Genomic DNA, 16,202 nt, shown 5'->3' with positions numbered 1-16,202 from the left:
TTTTAGAGGCTTTTACATATCACTAAACATAGAATTCACTTATGGTATTAGAGAATCAAAAACATTTATTTGATATTCCTGAGGATATCACCTACCTAAACATTGCGAGTCAATCGCCATCATTTAAAGCAGTTTATGAGGCAGGCTTAGAAGGTCTAAAACAAAAGAATCAGCCTTATACCATTAAAACTTCGGATTACTTTTATCCTGTAATAGAACTTAAAAAGCTGTTTGCTAAACTTATAGATGCAAATGAATATAATCGTATAGCCACTATACCATCAGTTTCTTATGGTATGGCTACAGTTGCTAATAATATAGTGTTAAATGAAAATAATGAAATTTTGGTTATTGATGAACAATTTCCAAGTAACATGTATTCTTGGCAAAGGCTCGCTAAAAAATATAGTGCGAAAATTATAGTTGTTAAAGCACCTAAAACTGTAAAACAATGGAATGAAGACATTCTAAAGGCAATTAATGAAAAAACAGCATTAGTTGCTATTGGAAATATTCATTGGTCCAATGGTAGTTTATTTGATTTGAAAACCATTAGCACAAAAGCAAAATCATATAACTCTTTATTAGTTATAGATGGAAGTCAGACTATTGGAGCTTTTCCTTTTTCTATAAAAGACATACAGCCAGATGCTTTAATTTGTGCTGGCTATAAATGGCTATTTGGACCTTATGGCTGTGCTTATGGCTATTTTGGGTCTTATTTTGATAAAGGTCAACCAATTGAAGAAAACTGGACCAATCGTTTTGATAGTGAAAATTTTGCTGGCTTAACAAATTATCGATCAGAATATAAGCCAAAAGCAAATAGATATTGTGTTGGTGAAAGTGGGAGTTTTATTTATATAAAAATGCAAATTGAAGCACTCAAACAAGTTATTAATTGGACACCGAAAGCTATTCAAGATTATTGTAAACAAATTACTAAGAAACCAGTAAACAAATTAAAAGCACTAGGCTGTAAAATAGAAGATGATAACTATAGAACTCATCACCTATTTGGTATTAAATTACCAGAGAATATAGACTTTGATGCTTTAAAAAAAGACTTATTTAGTAAAAATATCTTTGTATCATTTAGAGGGAATTATATTAGAATTTCTTGTCATTTATATAATACGGAAGCAGACTTTAAACCTTTGATTAATTGCTTAGCATCTCATTTATAAAATTGAAAATTTGGATGAAAGAATTGACATAATTACTAAAGAGGGTAATCCCACTGAAAAAACGGCTTTAAAGTCTGATGCACATAAAAATGGCTGGTATCACAATACCATTCATTTATGGCTTTACACAACTAATGGCGAAATTTTACTGCAACAACGCTCTCATAAAAAAATAATCCATCCCTTACTTTGGGATGTTTCTACTGCAGGTCATATAGATGCAGGTGAATCTTTCTTAGAAGCAGCTTTGAGAGAAACTAAAGAAGAGATTGGATTAGCTCTAAAACCTCAAAATCTTCAAAAAATTGGGACTTTTCTTCATGAAACTAATTATGGTGAAATTCAGGATAATGAGTTCCATCAAGTTTATATTGCAGAATTGACTGTTAATGTCAATCAGCTTCAACCACAAGAAGATGAAGTTGAGGCACTAAAATTGGTGTCTATTAATGAATTTGAAGCCTTATTAAGCCAAAGTGAAATTAATCATCATTTCATTCCCACAAATAAATCGTATTATAGCTTTGTAATTGATCAAATAAAAGAAAAACTAGACTTATGAATTTATTACTCATGGCAATAGCTCCAATAATGGTAATTATTGTTTATATCTATTTTCAAGATAAATATGAAAAAGAACCTATTGGTCTTTTATTAACTAGTTTTTTATTTGGAGCGATCGTTAGCATTATCATTGTCACGATACTTTATTTATTTACGGGTCGCTTTATTCCTATTACAAATGAATTCAATATCTGGCAACAATTTATACAAGCTTTTATAGTCGTAGCACTTGCTGAAGAATTTAGTAAATACATAATTGTTAAATATTTCAACCAGCCCAAGAAAGCTTTTAATGAACCATACGATGGAATCATTTATGCAGTTATGGTATCGATGGGTTTTGCCTGTACAGAAAATATAATGTACGTTATGGAAGGTGGTTATGGAACAGCTATTCTCAGGGCATTTACAGCAGTTCCCGCACATGCAACATTTGGAATATTAATGGGTTATTTTATGGGAAAAGCTAAATTCTCAAAAAATAGATTTAAATTAAATATGGCTGGATTATTCTTAGCAGTACTTTTTCATGGCGCTTATGATTTCTTCTTATTCATTAGATTCATTCCTGGCATTTCTATAGGAGCCTTTATATCATTAGCTATTGCTATATATTTATCTCGTAAAGCCATCAAAAAGCATCAAGAAGATTCTAACTTTAAATCTTTAGAAGATTCTTAAAATAAGCTCGTTATTTTCATATTATGTTTGATGATTTAGTCTTAAATTAGCAATTCGATAATAACTTAGAGTTTATGTACAAAATAAAGGTCAACAATTCTCATAGTTTCGATGTCTCAAAAGAAACTATAGAAACATTCGATGCTATCGAAACTTCTCATAATAGCTATCACGTTATACGAGATAACAACACAATAAATGCTTCTGTATTAGATTCTGATTTCAATAAAAAATCTTACGCGGTTAAAGTAAATAACAATGTCTATAATGTTGTTATTAATGATGCACTAGATCAACAAATTGAAGCTTTAGGTTTTGAAATTGGAGCATTAAAGCAAGTCAATGCTATTAAAGCTCCAATGCCAGGTTTAATATTAGAAATTAATGTGCTTGAAGGCCAAGACGTAAAGGAAAATGAGGCTTTATTAATTCTTGAAGCTATGAAAATGGAAAATGTAATCAATTCTCCAAGAGATGGTATAATAAAATCTATAAGTGTAAAGCAAGGAGAGACTGTTGATAAAAATTCACTTTTAATCACTTTTGAATAGTATGAAGAAAATATTAGTCGCAAATAGAGGTGAAATTGCTATTCGTGTTATGCGAACAGCAAAGAAAATGGGAATTAAAACAGTAGCTGTATTTTCTGAAGTTGATAGAAATGCATTACATGTAAAATATGCAGACGAAGCTGTTTGTATTGGTCCAGCTCCATCTAATCAATCCTATTTAAAAGGAAATAAAATAATAGAAGTTGCAAAATCACTTCATGTAGATGGTATACATCCAGGCTATGGATTCTTAAGTGAGAATGCAGACTTTGCTGAGTTATGTGAAGCTAATAATATCATATTTATTGGACCTCGCTCTAAAGCTATTAAAGTCATGGGAAGCAAATTAGCTGCAAAAGAAACAGTTAAAGCTTATGATATCCCTATGGTACCTGGAACAGAAGAAGCAATTACGAATATTCCTAAAGCTAAAAAAATTGCTAATGACATTGGTTTTCCTATCCTCATAAAAGCCTCTGCAGGAGGTGGTGGAAAAGGGATGCGAATTGTTGAAAATGCGGATGAGTTTGAATCGCAAATGGATAGAGCAATTAGTGAAGCTACTAATGCGTTTGGTGATGGTTCTGTATTTATTGAAAAGTATGTAGCCTCCCCAAGACATATTGAAATACAAGTGATGGCAGATATGCATGGTAATTACTTGCATTTCTTTGAACGTGAATGTTCAGTACAACGACGTCATCAAAAAGTGGTTGAAGAAGCTCCTTCTGCTGTTTTAACTCCAGAATTAAGAGAAAAAATGGGACAATCTGCCATCAACGTGGCGCGTTCTTGTGATTATATAGGTGCAGGAACTGTTGAGTTTCTTTTAGATGAAAATCTAAATTTCTATTTCCTAGAAATGAATACAAGATTGCAAGTAGAGCATCCTGTTTCGGAGTGGATAGCTGGTGTGGATTTAGTTGAACTTCAAATAAAAGTTGCGAGAGGTGAACAATTAAATCTTAAACAAGAGGATTTAAAAATTAATGGTCATGCTTTAGAACTTCGCGTTTATGCTGAAGATCCGATGAATGATTTCTTACCTAGTGTAGGTAATCTTGAAATATATCAATTACCTAAAGGAGATAATATCCGAATAGATAACGGATTTGAAGAAGGTATGGATATTCCTATTTATTACGATCCTATGTTGTCTAAGCTTATTACTTATGGTGATACTCGAGAAGAAGCAATTGAATTAATGATAAAAGCAATTGACAATTACCATATAAAAGGTGTGCAAACCACTTTAGCTTTTGGACGTTTTGTGTGTGAACATGAGGCTTTTAGAAGTGGAAACTTTGATACACACTTTGTAAAAAAGTACTACTCTCCTAGCCTACTTGAAGAACAGCATAAAATTGAAGCTGAGATGGCTGCGAAGATTGCTTTGAAACGTTATTTAGAAGATCAGAATTTATTAAGATTACCAAACTAAAATACCATGGACTCTAAGATAAAAACACTAAACGATAAATTGGCCTTAGCAAAATTAGGAGGAGGCCAAGCTAGAATAGACAAACAGCATCAAAAGAAAAAGCTAACCGCTAGAGAACGGGTTATGTATTTGCTTGACGAAGGCTCTTTTGAAGAAATTGGTGCTTTGATAACACATAGAACTAAAGATTTCGGGATGGGAGACCAACAATTTTATGGTGATGGTGTTGTGACAGGTTATGGAACTGTGAACGGTAGATTAATTTATGTATTTGCGCAAGATTTTACCGTTTTTGGTGGCTCTTTATCAGAAACGCATGCTGAAAAAATCTGTAAGATTATGGATATGGCAGTTAATGTTGGCGCACCAATAATTGGCTTAAATGATTCTGGTGGAGCACGTATTCAAGAAGGTGTTCGATCTTTAGGTGGTTATGCTGATATATTTTACAGAAATGCACAGGCTTCTGGAGTGATTCCTCAGATTTCTGCAATAATGGGACCTTGTGCTGGTGGAGCTGTGTATTCACCTGCAATGACAGACTTTACCTTAATGGTACAAGACACAAGCTATATGTTTGTTACTGGACCTAATGTTGTAAAAACAGTTACTAACGAAGAGGTAACCAGCGAAGAATTAGGTGGTGCAAGTGTTCACTCTACAAAGTCTGGTGTAGCCCACAAAACCTCAGCTAATGATGTAGAGTGCTTAGAGGATGTAAAAACACTATTAAGTTATTTACCACAAAGTAATAGAGAAAAACCTAGGGATTCACACTTTGAATTAAAAGAAGAAATTAGAGATGTTTTAGATACCATCGTACCAGAAAACGCAAATAAACCTTACGATATGCATCAGGTTATTGATGGTATTATTGATAAAGACTCTTTTTATGAAATCCATAAAGATTTTGCCGAAAATATCATAGTTGGTTTTGCTCGCTTAGGCGGGAAATCTGTTGGTATCGTTGCCAATCAACCCATATTTTTAGCTGGAGTATTAGATGTTGACAGTTCTACTAAGGCCGCACGCTTTGTGCGTTTTTGCGATTGTTTTAATATTCCTTTATTAGTCTTAGAAGATGTACCAGGTTTTTTACCAGGCACTGACCAAGAATGGAATGCCATTATCACTAATGGTGCGAAACTATTATATGCATTTTCTGAAGCAACTGTACCAAGAGTGACAGTAATTACTAGAAAGGCTTATGGTGGTGCTTATGACGTTATGAACTCTAAACACATTGGTGCTGATATGAATTTTGCATGGCCTAATGCAGAAATTGCAGTAATGGGAGCCAAAGGTGCAGCTGAAATCATATTTAAACGTGAAATTTCTTCGGCAGAAGACAAGGAAGATAAGTGGAAAGAAAAAGAAGCTGAATATGCTGAGCTCTTCGCAAATCCTTATAGTGCTGCAGAACGTGGATTTGTAGATGAAGTGATTCTACCACAAAATACAAGACGCAAACTTATAAAAGCGTTTAGTATGCTCGAAAACAAGGAGGTTGTAAAACCTAATCGTAAGCATGGTAATATACCGCTTTAATCGAATACTTTACCATAATAATTTAAATCGACGATTTCACCTTTGGTTGTTTTATAATCTCTACGAATAGTTCCTTCGAGTTCAAAGCCATTTTTTAGAATAACAGCAATACTACCTTTATTTCTGGTATTAGCTCTGCAGAGTAGTTTTATAAACTTGTATTCTTTGACTATATGATTTACGACTAAATTAGTAGCTTTTGACACAATCCCTTCACCTTCGTATCTGCTATCTATAAATGAACCGAGCTCAGCTTTAGGGACATTCCAATCTATATTTTTTACATCTACTAGACCTACAAATTGACCAGTATAAACATCAGTAATCATATAAGGAAAATAGCTTTTAACTTTAATTCTATTTTCAATTTCTACACAATACTCTAAAGTGTCTTTTAGTGTTCGTGTTTTTGATACTGTACCTGCAAAAAAATCTTCTAATCTAGCCCTATTTGTATCAATTAAATCAAAAAAAGCTTCACCTTCCGAAGTACTTAAAAGATCAATTTTATAATTATCAAATGTGATGTCCATAGAATTCTAATCTTCAAATAATTAACTACTAAATCTTCGCTTGGAACGTGTATAAATCATAATAACGCCCTTTAGTTGCTAATAGTTCATCGTGTGTACCACGCTCCATAATTCGACCTGCTTCAATGACCAATATTTGATCGGCTCGTTTTATAGTACTTAATCTATGAGCAATAACAATGGTTGTTCTGTTATTAGTTAATTCTGATAAACTCTTTTGAATTAAACCTTCACTTTCTGTATCTAGATTAGACGTTGCTTCATCTAAGATAATAATCTTAGGATTAGCTAAAATGGCTCTTGCAATAGCAATGCGCTGTCTTTGTCCACCTGATAGTTTTACACCACGTTCTCCAATTAAAGTTTCTAAACCATCTTCAAAACGATCTGTAAACTCATTAACATAAGCGGCTTTAACCGCATTTTGTAATTGTGCTTCCGTAGCGTTTGGTCTCGGAAACATTATGTTTTCCCTAATGGTACCTTCAAACAAAAATTCGTCTTGTAAAACCACTCCTAAGTGTTGTCTAAAACTACTGAGTTTTACCTTAGATAAATCTTTACCATCTATAGTTACTGTACCAGATTCAGGGTTTAGAAATGTTGCAGACAAACCTGCAATAGTAGATTTACCAGAACCCGAACTACCAACCAATGCAATTACAGAACCCGAAGGCGCATCAAAATTTATATTATGTAAAACGGGCTTACCTTTTTCATAAGCAAAAGATACATTACTAAATTTTATATCTCCTTTTATAGTTTCAAATTGAATCGTTCTATCTGCTTGCTCATCTTCAGCAGCTAAATTCATCAATTCTTCTGTACGATCTAATCCTGCTAAAGCTTCAGTTAATTGACTTCCTATATTACTCATTTGTACTATTGGAGCTACCATAAATGCTAATAGAAAAGTGAATTGCAAAAAATCACCTGGAGTTATCTCTCCTTTAATCATGTAATGACCACCAATTCCCATAATTCCGGTTGTTGCTAAACCAATCAAAAAAGTTGACGAACTCGTCATTATAGCGGTTGCAGTTAAACTCTTTTTTACGTTTTGAAAAATATTATCTACTCCTTTTTCGAAAATCTTATTCTCTTGTTCTTCAGCATTAAACGCTTTAATAACTCTAACTCCAGCTAAAGTTTCATTTAATCTTCCTTTAACTTCTGCATTTATTTTTCCTCTAGCTCTAAAAATAGGTCGGATGTATTTAAAAGCTCTCAAAGCTATAAACGCAAAAATAGATAATGGTATAAATGTAAAAAGCGTCATCCATACATTCATTCTTAATAGAATTACTAAAGTTACAATGGCTGTAAATGAACCTCCAACCAATTGTACTAAACCTGTACCAATTAGGTTTCTCACTCCTTCTACATCACTCATTATACGAGATACCAAAGCTCCAGATTTAGTATTATCAAAGAAACTAATTGGCAATGACAATACTTTCCGTTGTACTTGAGCTCTTAATTCACTAATTAAATATTGTGCTTGTATACTCAACACTTTAGTAAGCAAAAAAGAGGTAAGCGCTTGTATTGATATAGCTCCAACAACAATTCCTATCAATGCATATAATTGACTATAATCTTTATTAGGCACAACCTCGTCTAGTAAAACTTTACTTTCTAACGGTAATACAAATCCTGCTAAACTACGAATGACTATAAGAATTAGACCTAAAAATACCAAATTACGTCTTGGCCAAATAATGGTTTTGAAGGCTGTTTTTAAAGTGACTTTTGGTTTGTCTTTTTTAGATTTTTTAGGCTGTTCCTTAAAATGCTGCATTCTTATATTAAAGTTTTCTCAAAGATACGATTACAATTCACCATAATTCAAAAACAATAAGATGAAATCTGAGTTATTACACAATCCTTAATCCCTTACCAAGAAAGGAAACTATTGTGGTAATAATAAAATCTTTATTCTCTATTCATCTAAGTTCCTTTCCTTACAAGTTTTAGGAATGGATTTATTAAAAAAATCATATTAATCTAATAACCGTCTATGGTAATTGATTTGCCCTAAATGGTAAGCTAAATGCATTGTTAAATGCGATAAAAAATATTCTGTTGTCATATAGTCTTCAATAGAATCTCTACGATATTCCTTTTTCAAATCTTCATCTGACAATTTACTGAGTACCTCTGTTACAACTAAAATAGTATCATCTACTTGTTTTATCATTTTATCTCTAGGAACATTCTTTAGCGAAAACTCTAATTCACGTTGCCTAATATATCCTGAATTACCAAGTTTAGTCCCAATAAAGTGATTTAGATTACCAACCAAATGTAAACATAGATTACCTGCACAATTAGAAATATCTTCAGTCACAATCCAAAGATTAGATTCGTCTTTATATAAATTAATTTCTTCTTTTAGTTTATTTAAATCTCTAGTGAAAAGCTTTATTAAGGTCTCTGTTAACATACTATGTTATTATTAAATATTATTATCTGATATTAGTATAATAGCTTATCAAAAATAGGCAATAATTGATTTACTTTTACGCCATGCATAAACGGTCACAATTTGAATTTGTAGTTTTAATGGCAGCATTAATGTCTATAGTAGCTTTGTCTATAGATGCGGTATTACCTGCATTACCATTAATCGGTGATCATTTGAGCGTATCTGACCCTTTAGAAAATCAGAAACTTATTACTACAATTTTTTTAGGCCTTGGTATTGGCCAATTAATTTTTGGTCCGTTATCCGATAGCTTTGGGAGAAAACCTATTGTATATGCCGGATTTGTTCTTTTTGTTATTGCATCCATTATCTGCATAACCACCAAGAATTTTGAAATAATGCTTTTTGGTCGTGTATTGCAAGGTGTTGGTTTAGCATCACCAAGGACCATGTGCATTGCTATGGTAAGAGATTCTTATGATGGTGATTATATGGCCAAAATTTTATCGATTGTAGTTATGGTATTTATTTTAGTCCCAGTGATTGCACCAACATTAGGTCAATATTTAATGAACAATTATGATTGGAAATTTATATTCACGTTTACACTTCTTTTTGGATTAATTGTAATGCTATGGTTTTGGTTAAGACAACCTGAAACTTTAAAAGATAAATATAGAATTCCGTATCGGCTTTCCATTTTCAAAACAGGGACAATCCAGTTTTTTAAAATTAAATCTGCTGTAATATATACACTTTTATCAGGATTTATAACTGGTTCGTTTATGGTTTACCTGAGTACATCTCAACAGATTTTTGAAAAACAATATGACCTAGCGGAAGAGTTTCCTTTAATATTTGCTAGTCTTGCTATTTCTGTTGGTTTAGCAACATTTATGAACAGTCAACTTGTTGTAAAGTATGGAATGAAGCGCATTGTACATGTAGCGATTATAAGCTTCATAATTATTTCTTTGGTTTATATATCTCTTTATAATTCTGGAAATAACCCAAATATCGAAATATTAATCACATTTTTTGCACTTCAATTTTTTACCATTGGATTTATATTTGGCAATCTACGTGCTCTTGCTATGGAACCTATGGGTCATATTGCAGGCATTGGTTCTGCGCTTAATGGGTTTATCTCTACGGTTATGGCTGTACCTATTGCTGATTATATTGGTAGGTTTGTAATTGATTCTGTAACTCCACTTTTTATTGGATTTTTAGTATGTGGAGTGATTTCAATTGCTTTATTTTATTATAACAACAGTAAAGGAATACAGCTTTTGAAAAAGGCTTAAAATATTTCTAAATTACCTTTTCCCTCTCTAATGATTTCTGGAGGTACAACGGAAAGATCTATAATTGTAGAAGCCTCATTACCTCCATAACCTCCATCTATAACAACATCAACTAAATTATCCCATTTTTCATGAATGAGTTCTGGGTCAGTTGTATATTCCAAAACATCATCATCATCTCTTATCGATGTTGATACAATTGGATTTCCTAGAGTATTTACTAAAGCTAAAGCAATAGAATTATCTGGTACTCTTATACCAACTGTTTTACGTTTTTTAAAAGGATTAGGCAAATTTTTAGAGCCAGGTAAAATAAATGTATAAGCTCCTGGTAAAGCACGCTTAAGTATTTTAAAGGTAGAGGTGTCTATTTGTTTTACATAGTCACTAAGATTACTTAAATCTTCACAAACAAAAGAAAAATTAGACTTTTCTAGCTTTACACCTTTTATTCTAGCGATACGCTCTAAGGCCTTTAAATTAGTAATATCGCAGCCCAATCCATATACAGTATCAGTTGGATAAATGACAAGCCCACCAGATTTTAGTATATCTACAATTCTCTGGATAGCTTTTGGATTAGGATTTTCAGGATATATCTTTATAAACTCAGCCATACATATTCATAGATTACCCTCTTCTTCTACCAGAACGACCATTCATATCATCAGGTCTATTTCTAGCATCATTACCTCTTCGTTTTGGTTGTAATTTTTCGAGTTCAGAGGTCTTATAATCTAACCATTTTGTGTTTTGCTCTTCAGTTAAAACTGCTTCCATAGAGCCATCTAAATTATCTTGAAGTGTTTTCACTTCATTTCTGATAGGGTTGAGTTTTTCTTCTATCATTTTCCTAGTTTCTTGCATTAACTCTCTATTTCTATTCTTCATTATTGCTTCCATGTTTTGATTAACAACAATCTCTAAGCCTTCAAATAGATCTTTATTTTTACTCTTAATTTTACTAATTTCAGAATTGTAAGTTTCTATAGATTTAATCACCTTCTCTACTATTGAATCATTCTTTTTTAATTTAACTTTTTTTAGAACTTTCTTAGAGGAATACTCAATTAAACCTGCAACTTTAGCAGCCTCGAATTTTGGTCTTTCTTGTCCTGTTGAGCGTTGTCCACCATTCTGATTTCCTCTACCTCCATTAGGACGTTGAGCAAAACCGTTTGAAACTTGCAAAAACAGAAATAAAAATATCACCTTTTTCATAATTGTTATATTAATTAAACTATTTTATTATTAAAACTCTTTGTATTCTTAAACTACTAAAATACAATTTGTATCTTTCAAATACGTTGACAAAATAACCATTATTTGTTTTATGAGACAGTTAAAACTAATTTTCATTACTATAATCTCGATTTCAATATTCAGTTCTTGTTCTTCAGACAGCTCTGATGATGGCGATTCAAATGTACTTGACGCTACTCAAACCTTTGAACAATTCAATATTTCATATGGAAATGATAGCGATCAGGTTTTTGACTTATACCTTCCTGCAAATAGAACAGCACAGACAAAAACTATAATTCTAATTCATGGTGGTGGTTGGACTTCTGGTGATAAAGCAGATATGAATGCATTTAAAGACTACATTAAAACTCAATTGCCAACTTACGCTATAGTTAATATAAACTACAGATTAGCAGATGAAAATAACCAACCATATCCAATGCAAATTAATGACATTACTTCTGTTATTAATTACTTGGAGAATAATGAAGATAACTATACTATTTCTAATACTATTGGTTTTGTTGGTGTAAGTGCTGGAGCACATTTATCACTATTATGGAGTTACGCATTTGATAACCAAAATCAAACCGAAATGGTATGTAGCGTTGTTGGACCAACAAATTTTACCGATACTGCATATTTAAATAATGCTGATCCTGTTTTACAAGAAATTTTAGATGCATTTGGTGCAAACACCTCAACATCTTTTTTAGAAGAAGTTAGTCCATATCATCAAGTGACAGCTTCTGCACCTCCAACTATTTTATTTTACGGTGGGCAAGACCCTTTAATACCAACTACTCAAGGTACTGCTATGAGAGATCAACTTGAAAATCTTAATGTAACTCACGAGTTTACCTTATATCCAAATGAAGGTCATGGTTGGGTTGGGTTAAATTTATTAGACACCTCTTTAAAACTTAAAACATTTATAGAAACTCATATGTAGTGATGTATTGCTTACAACACAACTTTATCTACCAAATCTTCTCGTCCAAAATTAAATTTTAAGCCGAAGTTTAGAACGCGATACGTCCCTTTTTCGAAAAATGATGAAATCTCTGTAGGTGTTTTAATATTAGTTTTTATCTGACGCCAATTATACTCCACACTAAAATTAAGGTTTTCAATAAATTCGTACTCAAGACGTAAACCATAACTCCAAAGACTCCCAGAGTCTCTATTTGAAAAACCTGAATCGCTAGTGTTAGAAAGTGTTGCACCACCTCCAATGGAGGTATAAATTCCTAACCTTATTTTTGAAAGCGGTAAAAGCTCGTATCCTAATGTAAAATAACGTTCCTCGATTTGTGTTCGCTTGTAATTCCCTATTAACTCCTTATCTACAATATCAAAATTATTAAAACCATAATTAAGTCCTACATAAAAGTTCTTATAGACATAAACATTAAAACCAAAGCCAAATCCATCCTTGCCCTCAAAGCCTTTACCTATAAAGTTATCACCGTAAGACGAAGGAGATTGATAACTCAATGAAACTGAACCTAGATATTGTCGCGATTCGTCATATAGAAATTTAAACTTAGAATTATCATTTTCTATGTTTATACTATCATTTTGGGATTGTAGTTGAATGCAAACTACAATACAAAAAAGTATTTTAATAAGTGAAGTCAAACGCATAATCTAAAGTATTGATATCTATAATTTCACTTGTAACTTCTTCTCCATTTATACTATATATAAACTCAATTTGAGATTGAAATGGAACCATAAACGCTCTATCTTCTATATTAGGGGCAAGATTATTCAATAAAAATGAGCTAAGTCTATCTTGGTAACAATTGCTCTCAATTTCATTCAAAATACCTACATTATAAACCTCATTACAATAAGGGTCTATATATCTAAAACTAAACTCTAAGGTATTATCTGAACCACTTTCTCTTGTAATGTTATAATTAAAAACAGATAACTAAGCTAATTCAACCGTTTGTAAATCGAACGTTAGATTATTGGGTGTAAACTCTTCAGTGCTTGTCTCATAACGATAGGTGTTATATAGATTATCAACAGAAATTTCGACATAGAATAATGCGTTAGGACCAAAAAGAGAAGTAACATTAAAGTTTCCTGTTTCATTACTAAAACCTTCTCCTAGAAGTGCTCTTTCTGCACCAAGTGCATCAGCATCAGTATAAACTTGTATATGTGCGTCTGCAACGGCTTCATTACTTTGATTTACAATAGTTCCTTTTACTAAAACTCTTATATCATTATCAATTTGAGTTTCAGCACAGCCAAATAAAGAAATAAGTATTAGAAATGTAACACCAAAATATGTTAATGTTTTAATCATTAAAAAAAGACTATTTCTAAATAGATGCAAAAATTAAGAAAAGGTTGCGTTAATTTCTTGAAAGAATTTGAAGTTTAGCAAAACGCAAAAGTAATTTTTTAGTATCCCCTTTCTGAAATTTAATCTCAGCTTTAGCATCTCCACCTTTACCTTCAATCTTTATAACTTCTCCTCTACCAAAACGTTGATGATTAACCCTAGTTCCTACTTGCAGTTTCCCTTCATAATCATGAGTGTCACTCTCAGATTTTGTGACTGGCTTCATTTTTTTAGGTGTACTAATTACAAAATTTTCAGGTTTATCTTTTGCTTTCTTTTTTGGCATTTTTGCTGTCTTTGGTTTTGCGAATCTAATACGATTGGGCTCAATATCTCCAAATATAGATTCATCTAACATCGGGTTAAAACGCTGTTCTTTAAGGGGTGTAACAATGTTTACAAATTTGTCCTCTATCTCTTCAATAAAGCGACTTGGTTCTGCATCAATTAATTTTCCCCATCGATAACGTGATAACGTATATGTTAAATACGCTTGTTTTTCTGCTCTTGTCAAAGCTACGTAAAATAATCGACGCTCTTCTTCTAATTCGCTTCTTGTATTCATACTCATTGCACTTGGAAATAAATCTTCTTCCATACCAACGATAAATACATGTCCAAACTCTAATCCTTTAGCTAAGTGAATGGTCATTAAAGCAACATGATCTGGATCACCTTTATCAGCGTCTAAATCTGTTGCCAATGCTATATCTTCTAAAAATTCAGCTAGTGAGTCTCCAGCATCTGCGAGTTCAATTTGTCCTTCTACAAAATCCTTAATACCATTTAAAAGTTCTTGAACATTGTCCATTCGAGTTACACCTTCTGGAGTACCATCTTTATTCAGTTCTCTTATTAAACCACTAGTTTTTGTAACATGCTCAGCTAGATCAAAAGCATTAGCTTTTTGATTCATCACTTTATAACTTTCAATAAGCGTTACAAAATCTCTGAGTTTATTTTTTGTACCATTATTAATATTTATATTGACACTATCAATGTCTTTCATAATATCATAAATAGTTCTTCCGGTTGCATTAGCCGCAACAACAAGGCGATCTACTGTGGTTTGACCAATACCTCTTGCAGGATAATTTATAACGCGCTTTAATGCTTCTTCATCAGCGGAATTCAATATTAAACGCAGATAAGCAGTAACATCTTTAATTTCTTTTCGTTGGTAAAACGATAATCCACCATAAATGCGATAAGGAATATCTCGCTTACGCAAAGCATCTTCTATAGCACGTGATTGCGCATTAGTGCGGTACAATACTGCAAAATCGCTATTATGCAATTGATTATTCATTTTGGTTTCCCAAATGGTACTTGCTACATAACGCCCTTCATCACCATCAGTTAAGGAACGGTGTACTTTTACTTTTTCACCATTCTCATTTGCAGTCCATACAATTTTATCGAGCTTGGTTTTATTGTGTTCTATAACAGAATTAGCAGCACCTACTATCATTTTTGTAGAGCGATAATTTTGTTCCAGTCGATACATTTTTACATCATCGTAATCTTTCTGAAAATTGAGAATATTATTAATATTAGCACCACGGAAGGCATATATACTTTGTGCATCATCACCAACAACACAAATATTTTGAAAACGATCAGCCAAAGCTCTTACAATTAAGTATTGCGAATGGTTGGTATCTTGATACTCATCCACTAAAATATATCTAAACTTGTTTTGATATTGCGCTAAGACATTAGGAAATCGTGTTAACAACTCATTAGTTCTTAGCAATAAATCATCAAAATCCATTGCTCCTGCTTTAAAACAACGATCTACATATTCTTTATATATTTCGCCCATTTTTGGACGACGTGCCATGGCATCAGCTTCCATTAATTCAGGGTTTCTTAAATATGCTTTTACAGTGATTAGGCTGTTCTTGTAAGATGATATACGACTATAAATCTGCTTGGTTTTATAAATATCTTTATCAAGTCCCATTTCTTTTATAATAGAACCCATTAATTTCTGTGAATCTTGAGTATCGTAAATCGTAAAATTGCTTGGAAAACCTAAATGATGACCTTCAAAGCGAAGAATTTTAGCAAAAACGGAATGAAACGTTCCCATCCATAGGTTTTTTGCTTCACCATCACCAACGATATCAGCAATTCTACCTTTCATCTCTTTAGCAGCTTTATTGGTAAAGGTTAATGCCAAAATATTAAACGCATCCACACCTTGACTCATTAAATAAGCAATACGATAGGTTAAAACACGTGTTTTACCAGAGCCAGCACCAGCAATGACGATCATTGGGCCGTCTTTTTGAATAGTTGGTGCTAATTGTGCATCGTTAAGTTGACTGAGATACTTTTCCAAGGACTATT

General features: G+C 32.5%; 17 protein-coding genes. 8 read left to right on the top strand and 9 right to left on the bottom strand.

Features of this window, described 5'->3' with window-relative positions; genetic code table 11:
• The first annotated feature begins 41 nt into the window (after positions 1-41).
• From WPG_RS13545 to WPG_RS13520, 6 genes are all read left to right on the top strand, one after another.
• Positions 42-1,187 (top strand): aminotransferase class V-fold PLP-dependent enzyme, encoded by a 1,146-nt coding sequence (locus WPG_RS13545; protein WP_045473652.1) that lies wholly within the window; start codon positions 42-44, stop codon positions 1,185-1,187.
• 10 nt (positions 1,188-1,197) lie between these two features.
• Entirely contained in the window at positions 1,198-1,749 is a 552-nt protein-coding gene (locus tag WPG_RS13540; RefSeq protein ID WP_045473650.1) for an NUDIX hydrolase, read from the top strand.
• Positions 1,746-2,432 (top strand): PrsW family intramembrane metalloprotease, encoded by a 687-nt coding sequence (locus tag WPG_RS13535; RefSeq protein WP_045473648.1) that lies wholly within the window; start codon positions 1,746-1,748, stop codon positions 2,430-2,432. Before WPG_RS13540 ends, WPG_RS13535 begins: the two co-directional genes overlap by 4 nt.
• A gap of 74 nt (positions 2,433-2,506) precedes the next feature.
• Complete coding sequence (locus WPG_RS13530) at positions 2,507-2,983, top strand: acetyl-CoA carboxylase biotin carboxyl carrier protein subunit (RefSeq protein WP_045473646.1); 477 nt, start codon at positions 2,507-2,509, stop codon at positions 2,981-2,983.
• Between the two features lies 1 nt (position 2,984).
• The gene (accC, locus tag WPG_RS13525; protein ID WP_045473644.1) at positions 2,985-4,424 is read left to right on the top strand and encodes an acetyl-CoA carboxylase biotin carboxylase subunit; all 1,440 of its coding nucleotides are present in this window, start codon (positions 2,985-2,987) and stop codon (positions 4,422-4,424) included.
• A gap of 6 nt (positions 4,425-4,430) precedes the next feature.
• The gene (locus WPG_RS13520; protein ID WP_045473642.1) at positions 4,431-5,972 is read left to right on the top strand and encodes an acyl-CoA carboxylase subunit beta; all 1,542 of its coding nucleotides are present in this window, start codon (positions 4,431-4,433) and stop codon (positions 5,970-5,972) included.
• Here WPG_RS13520 and WPG_RS13515 read toward each other — a convergent pair.
• The 3 genes from WPG_RS13515 to WPG_RS13505 all read right to left on the bottom strand — a co-directional run bounded on the left by WPG_RS13515 (position 5,969) and on the right by WPG_RS13505 (position 8,951).
• The gene (locus tag WPG_RS13515) at positions 5,969-6,505 is read right to left on the bottom strand and encodes a GNAT family N-acetyltransferase (protein WP_045473640.1); all 537 of its coding nucleotides are present in this window, start codon (positions 6,503-6,505) and stop codon (positions 5,969-5,971) included. The genes WPG_RS13520 and WPG_RS13515 overlap by 4 nt on opposite strands.
• 28 nt (positions 6,506-6,533) lie before the next feature.
• Positions 6,534-8,306: an ABC transporter ATP-binding protein gene (locus tag WPG_RS13510; RefSeq protein ID WP_045473639.1), complete on the bottom strand. Its 1,773-nt coding sequence runs from the start codon at positions 8,304-8,306 to the stop codon at positions 6,534-6,536.
• Positions 8,307-8,507: 201 nt separating this feature from the next.
• Positions 8,508-8,951, bottom strand: a complete 444-nt coding sequence (locus WPG_RS13505) for a DUF1572 family protein (RefSeq protein ID WP_045473637.1) — start codon at positions 8,949-8,951, stop codon at positions 8,508-8,510.
• 83 nt (positions 8,952-9,034) lie between these two features.
• Between WPG_RS13505 and WPG_RS13500 the strand changes: the two genes are divergently transcribed.
• Positions 9,035-10,240, top strand: a complete 1,206-nt coding sequence (locus WPG_RS13500) for a multidrug effflux MFS transporter (protein ID WP_045473635.1) — start codon at positions 9,035-9,037, stop codon at positions 10,238-10,240.
• Here the strand turns inward: WPG_RS13500 and WPG_RS13495 are convergent.
• Both WPG_RS13495 and WPG_RS13490 read right to left on the bottom strand, forming a co-directional pair.
• The gene (locus WPG_RS13495) at positions 10,237-10,857 is read right to left on the bottom strand and encodes an L-threonylcarbamoyladenylate synthase (RefSeq protein WP_045473633.1); all 621 of its coding nucleotides are present in this window, start codon (positions 10,855-10,857) and stop codon (positions 10,237-10,239) included. The genes WPG_RS13500 and WPG_RS13495 overlap by 4 nt on opposite strands.
• Before the next feature lie 13 nt (positions 10,858-10,870).
• A complete protein-coding gene (locus WPG_RS13490) occupies positions 10,871-11,461 on the bottom strand; it encodes a hypothetical protein (protein ID WP_045473631.1) in 591 nt (196 codons plus the stop codon).
• Positions 11,462-11,573: 112 nt separating this feature from the next.
• Between WPG_RS13490 and WPG_RS13485 the strand changes: the two genes are divergently transcribed.
• Positions 11,574-12,437, top strand: a complete 864-nt coding sequence (locus WPG_RS13485; protein WP_045473629.1) for an alpha/beta hydrolase — start codon at positions 11,574-11,576, stop codon at positions 12,435-12,437.
• A gap of 11 nt (positions 12,438-12,448) precedes the next feature.
• Here the strand turns inward: WPG_RS13485 and WPG_RS13480 are convergent, their stop codons facing one another.
• From WPG_RS13480 to WPG_RS13465, 4 genes are all read right to left on the bottom strand, one after another.
• A complete protein-coding gene (locus WPG_RS13480) occupies positions 12,449-13,132 on the bottom strand; it encodes an outer membrane beta-barrel protein (RefSeq protein WP_045473627.1) in 684 nt (227 codons plus the stop codon).
• Positions 13,110-13,262, bottom strand: coding sequence for a hypothetical protein (locus WPG_RS18240; RefSeq protein ID WP_171817187.1), 153 nt, complete (start codon positions 13,260-13,262; stop codon positions 13,110-13,112). The genes WPG_RS13480 and WPG_RS18240 overlap by 23 nt, the downstream gene beginning before the upstream one ends.
• Before the next feature lie 162 nt (positions 13,263-13,424).
• The gene (locus WPG_RS13470) at positions 13,425-13,808 is read right to left on the bottom strand and encodes a hypothetical protein (RefSeq protein WP_045473623.1); all 384 of its coding nucleotides are present in this window, start codon (positions 13,806-13,808) and stop codon (positions 13,425-13,427) included.
• 49 nt (positions 13,809-13,857) lie between these two features.
• On the bottom strand, positions 13,858-16,194 hold the full coding sequence (locus tag WPG_RS13465; RefSeq protein WP_045473621.1) for an ATP-dependent helicase: 2,337 nt from the start codon (positions 16,192-16,194) through the stop codon (positions 13,858-13,860).
• Between the last annotated feature and the right edge of the window lie 8 nt (positions 16,195-16,202).

It is taken from the genome of Winogradskyella sp. PG-2, assembly GCF_000828715.1.
GTDB lineage: Bacteria > Bacteroidota > Bacteroidia > Flavobacteriales > Flavobacteriaceae > Winogradskyella.
This window is presented reverse-complemented; position numbering and strand designations above follow the sequence as displayed.

Coding starts and splice junctions, on each gene's coding strand:
- WPG_RS13520 (WP_045473642.1), top strand. CDS start 4,431: ATGGACTCTAAGATAAAAACACTAAACGATAAATTGGCCTTAGCAAAA.
- WPG_RS13495 (WP_045473633.1), bottom strand. CDS start 10,857: ATGGCTGAGTTTATAAAGATATATCCTGAAAATCCTAATCCAAAAGCT.
- WPG_RS13535 (WP_045473648.1), top strand. CDS start 1,746: ATGAATTTATTACTCATGGCAATAGCTCCAATAATGGTAATTATTGTT.
- WPG_RS13515 (WP_045473640.1), bottom strand. CDS start 6,505: ATGGACATCACATTTGATAATTATAAAATTGATCTTTTAAGTACTTCG.
- WPG_RS13485 (WP_045473629.1), top strand. CDS start 11,574: ATGAGACAGTTAAAACTAATTTTCATTACTATAATCTCGATTTCAATA.
- WPG_RS13505 (WP_045473637.1), bottom strand. CDS start 8,951: ATGTTAACAGAGACCTTAATAAAGCTTTTCACTAGAGATTTAAATAAA.
- WPG_RS13510 (WP_045473639.1), bottom strand. CDS start 8,306: ATGCAGCATTTTAAGGAACAGCCTAAAAAATCTAAAAAAGACAAACCA.
- WPG_RS13530 (WP_045473646.1), top strand. CDS start 2,507: ATGTACAAAATAAAGGTCAACAATTCTCATAGTTTCGATGTCTCAAAA.
- WPG_RS13470 (WP_045473623.1), bottom strand. CDS start 13,808: ATGATTAAAACATTAACATATTTTGGTGTTACATTTCTAATACTTATT.
- WPG_RS13500 (WP_045473635.1), top strand. CDS start 9,035: ATGCATAAACGGTCACAATTTGAATTTGTAGTTTTAATGGCAGCATTA.
- WPG_RS13490 (WP_045473631.1), bottom strand. CDS start 11,461: ATGAAAAAGGTGATATTTTTATTTCTGTTTTTGCAAGTTTCAAACGGT.
- WPG_RS13545 (WP_045473652.1), top strand. CDS start 42: ATGGTATTAGAGAATCAAAAACATTTATTTGATATTCCTGAGGATATC.
- WPG_RS13480 (WP_045473627.1), bottom strand. CDS start 13,132: ATGCGTTTGACTTCACTTATTAAAATACTTTTTTGTATTGTAGTTTGC.
- accC (WP_045473644.1), top strand. CDS start 2,985: ATGAAGAAAATATTAGTCGCAAATAGAGGTGAAATTGCTATTCGTGTT.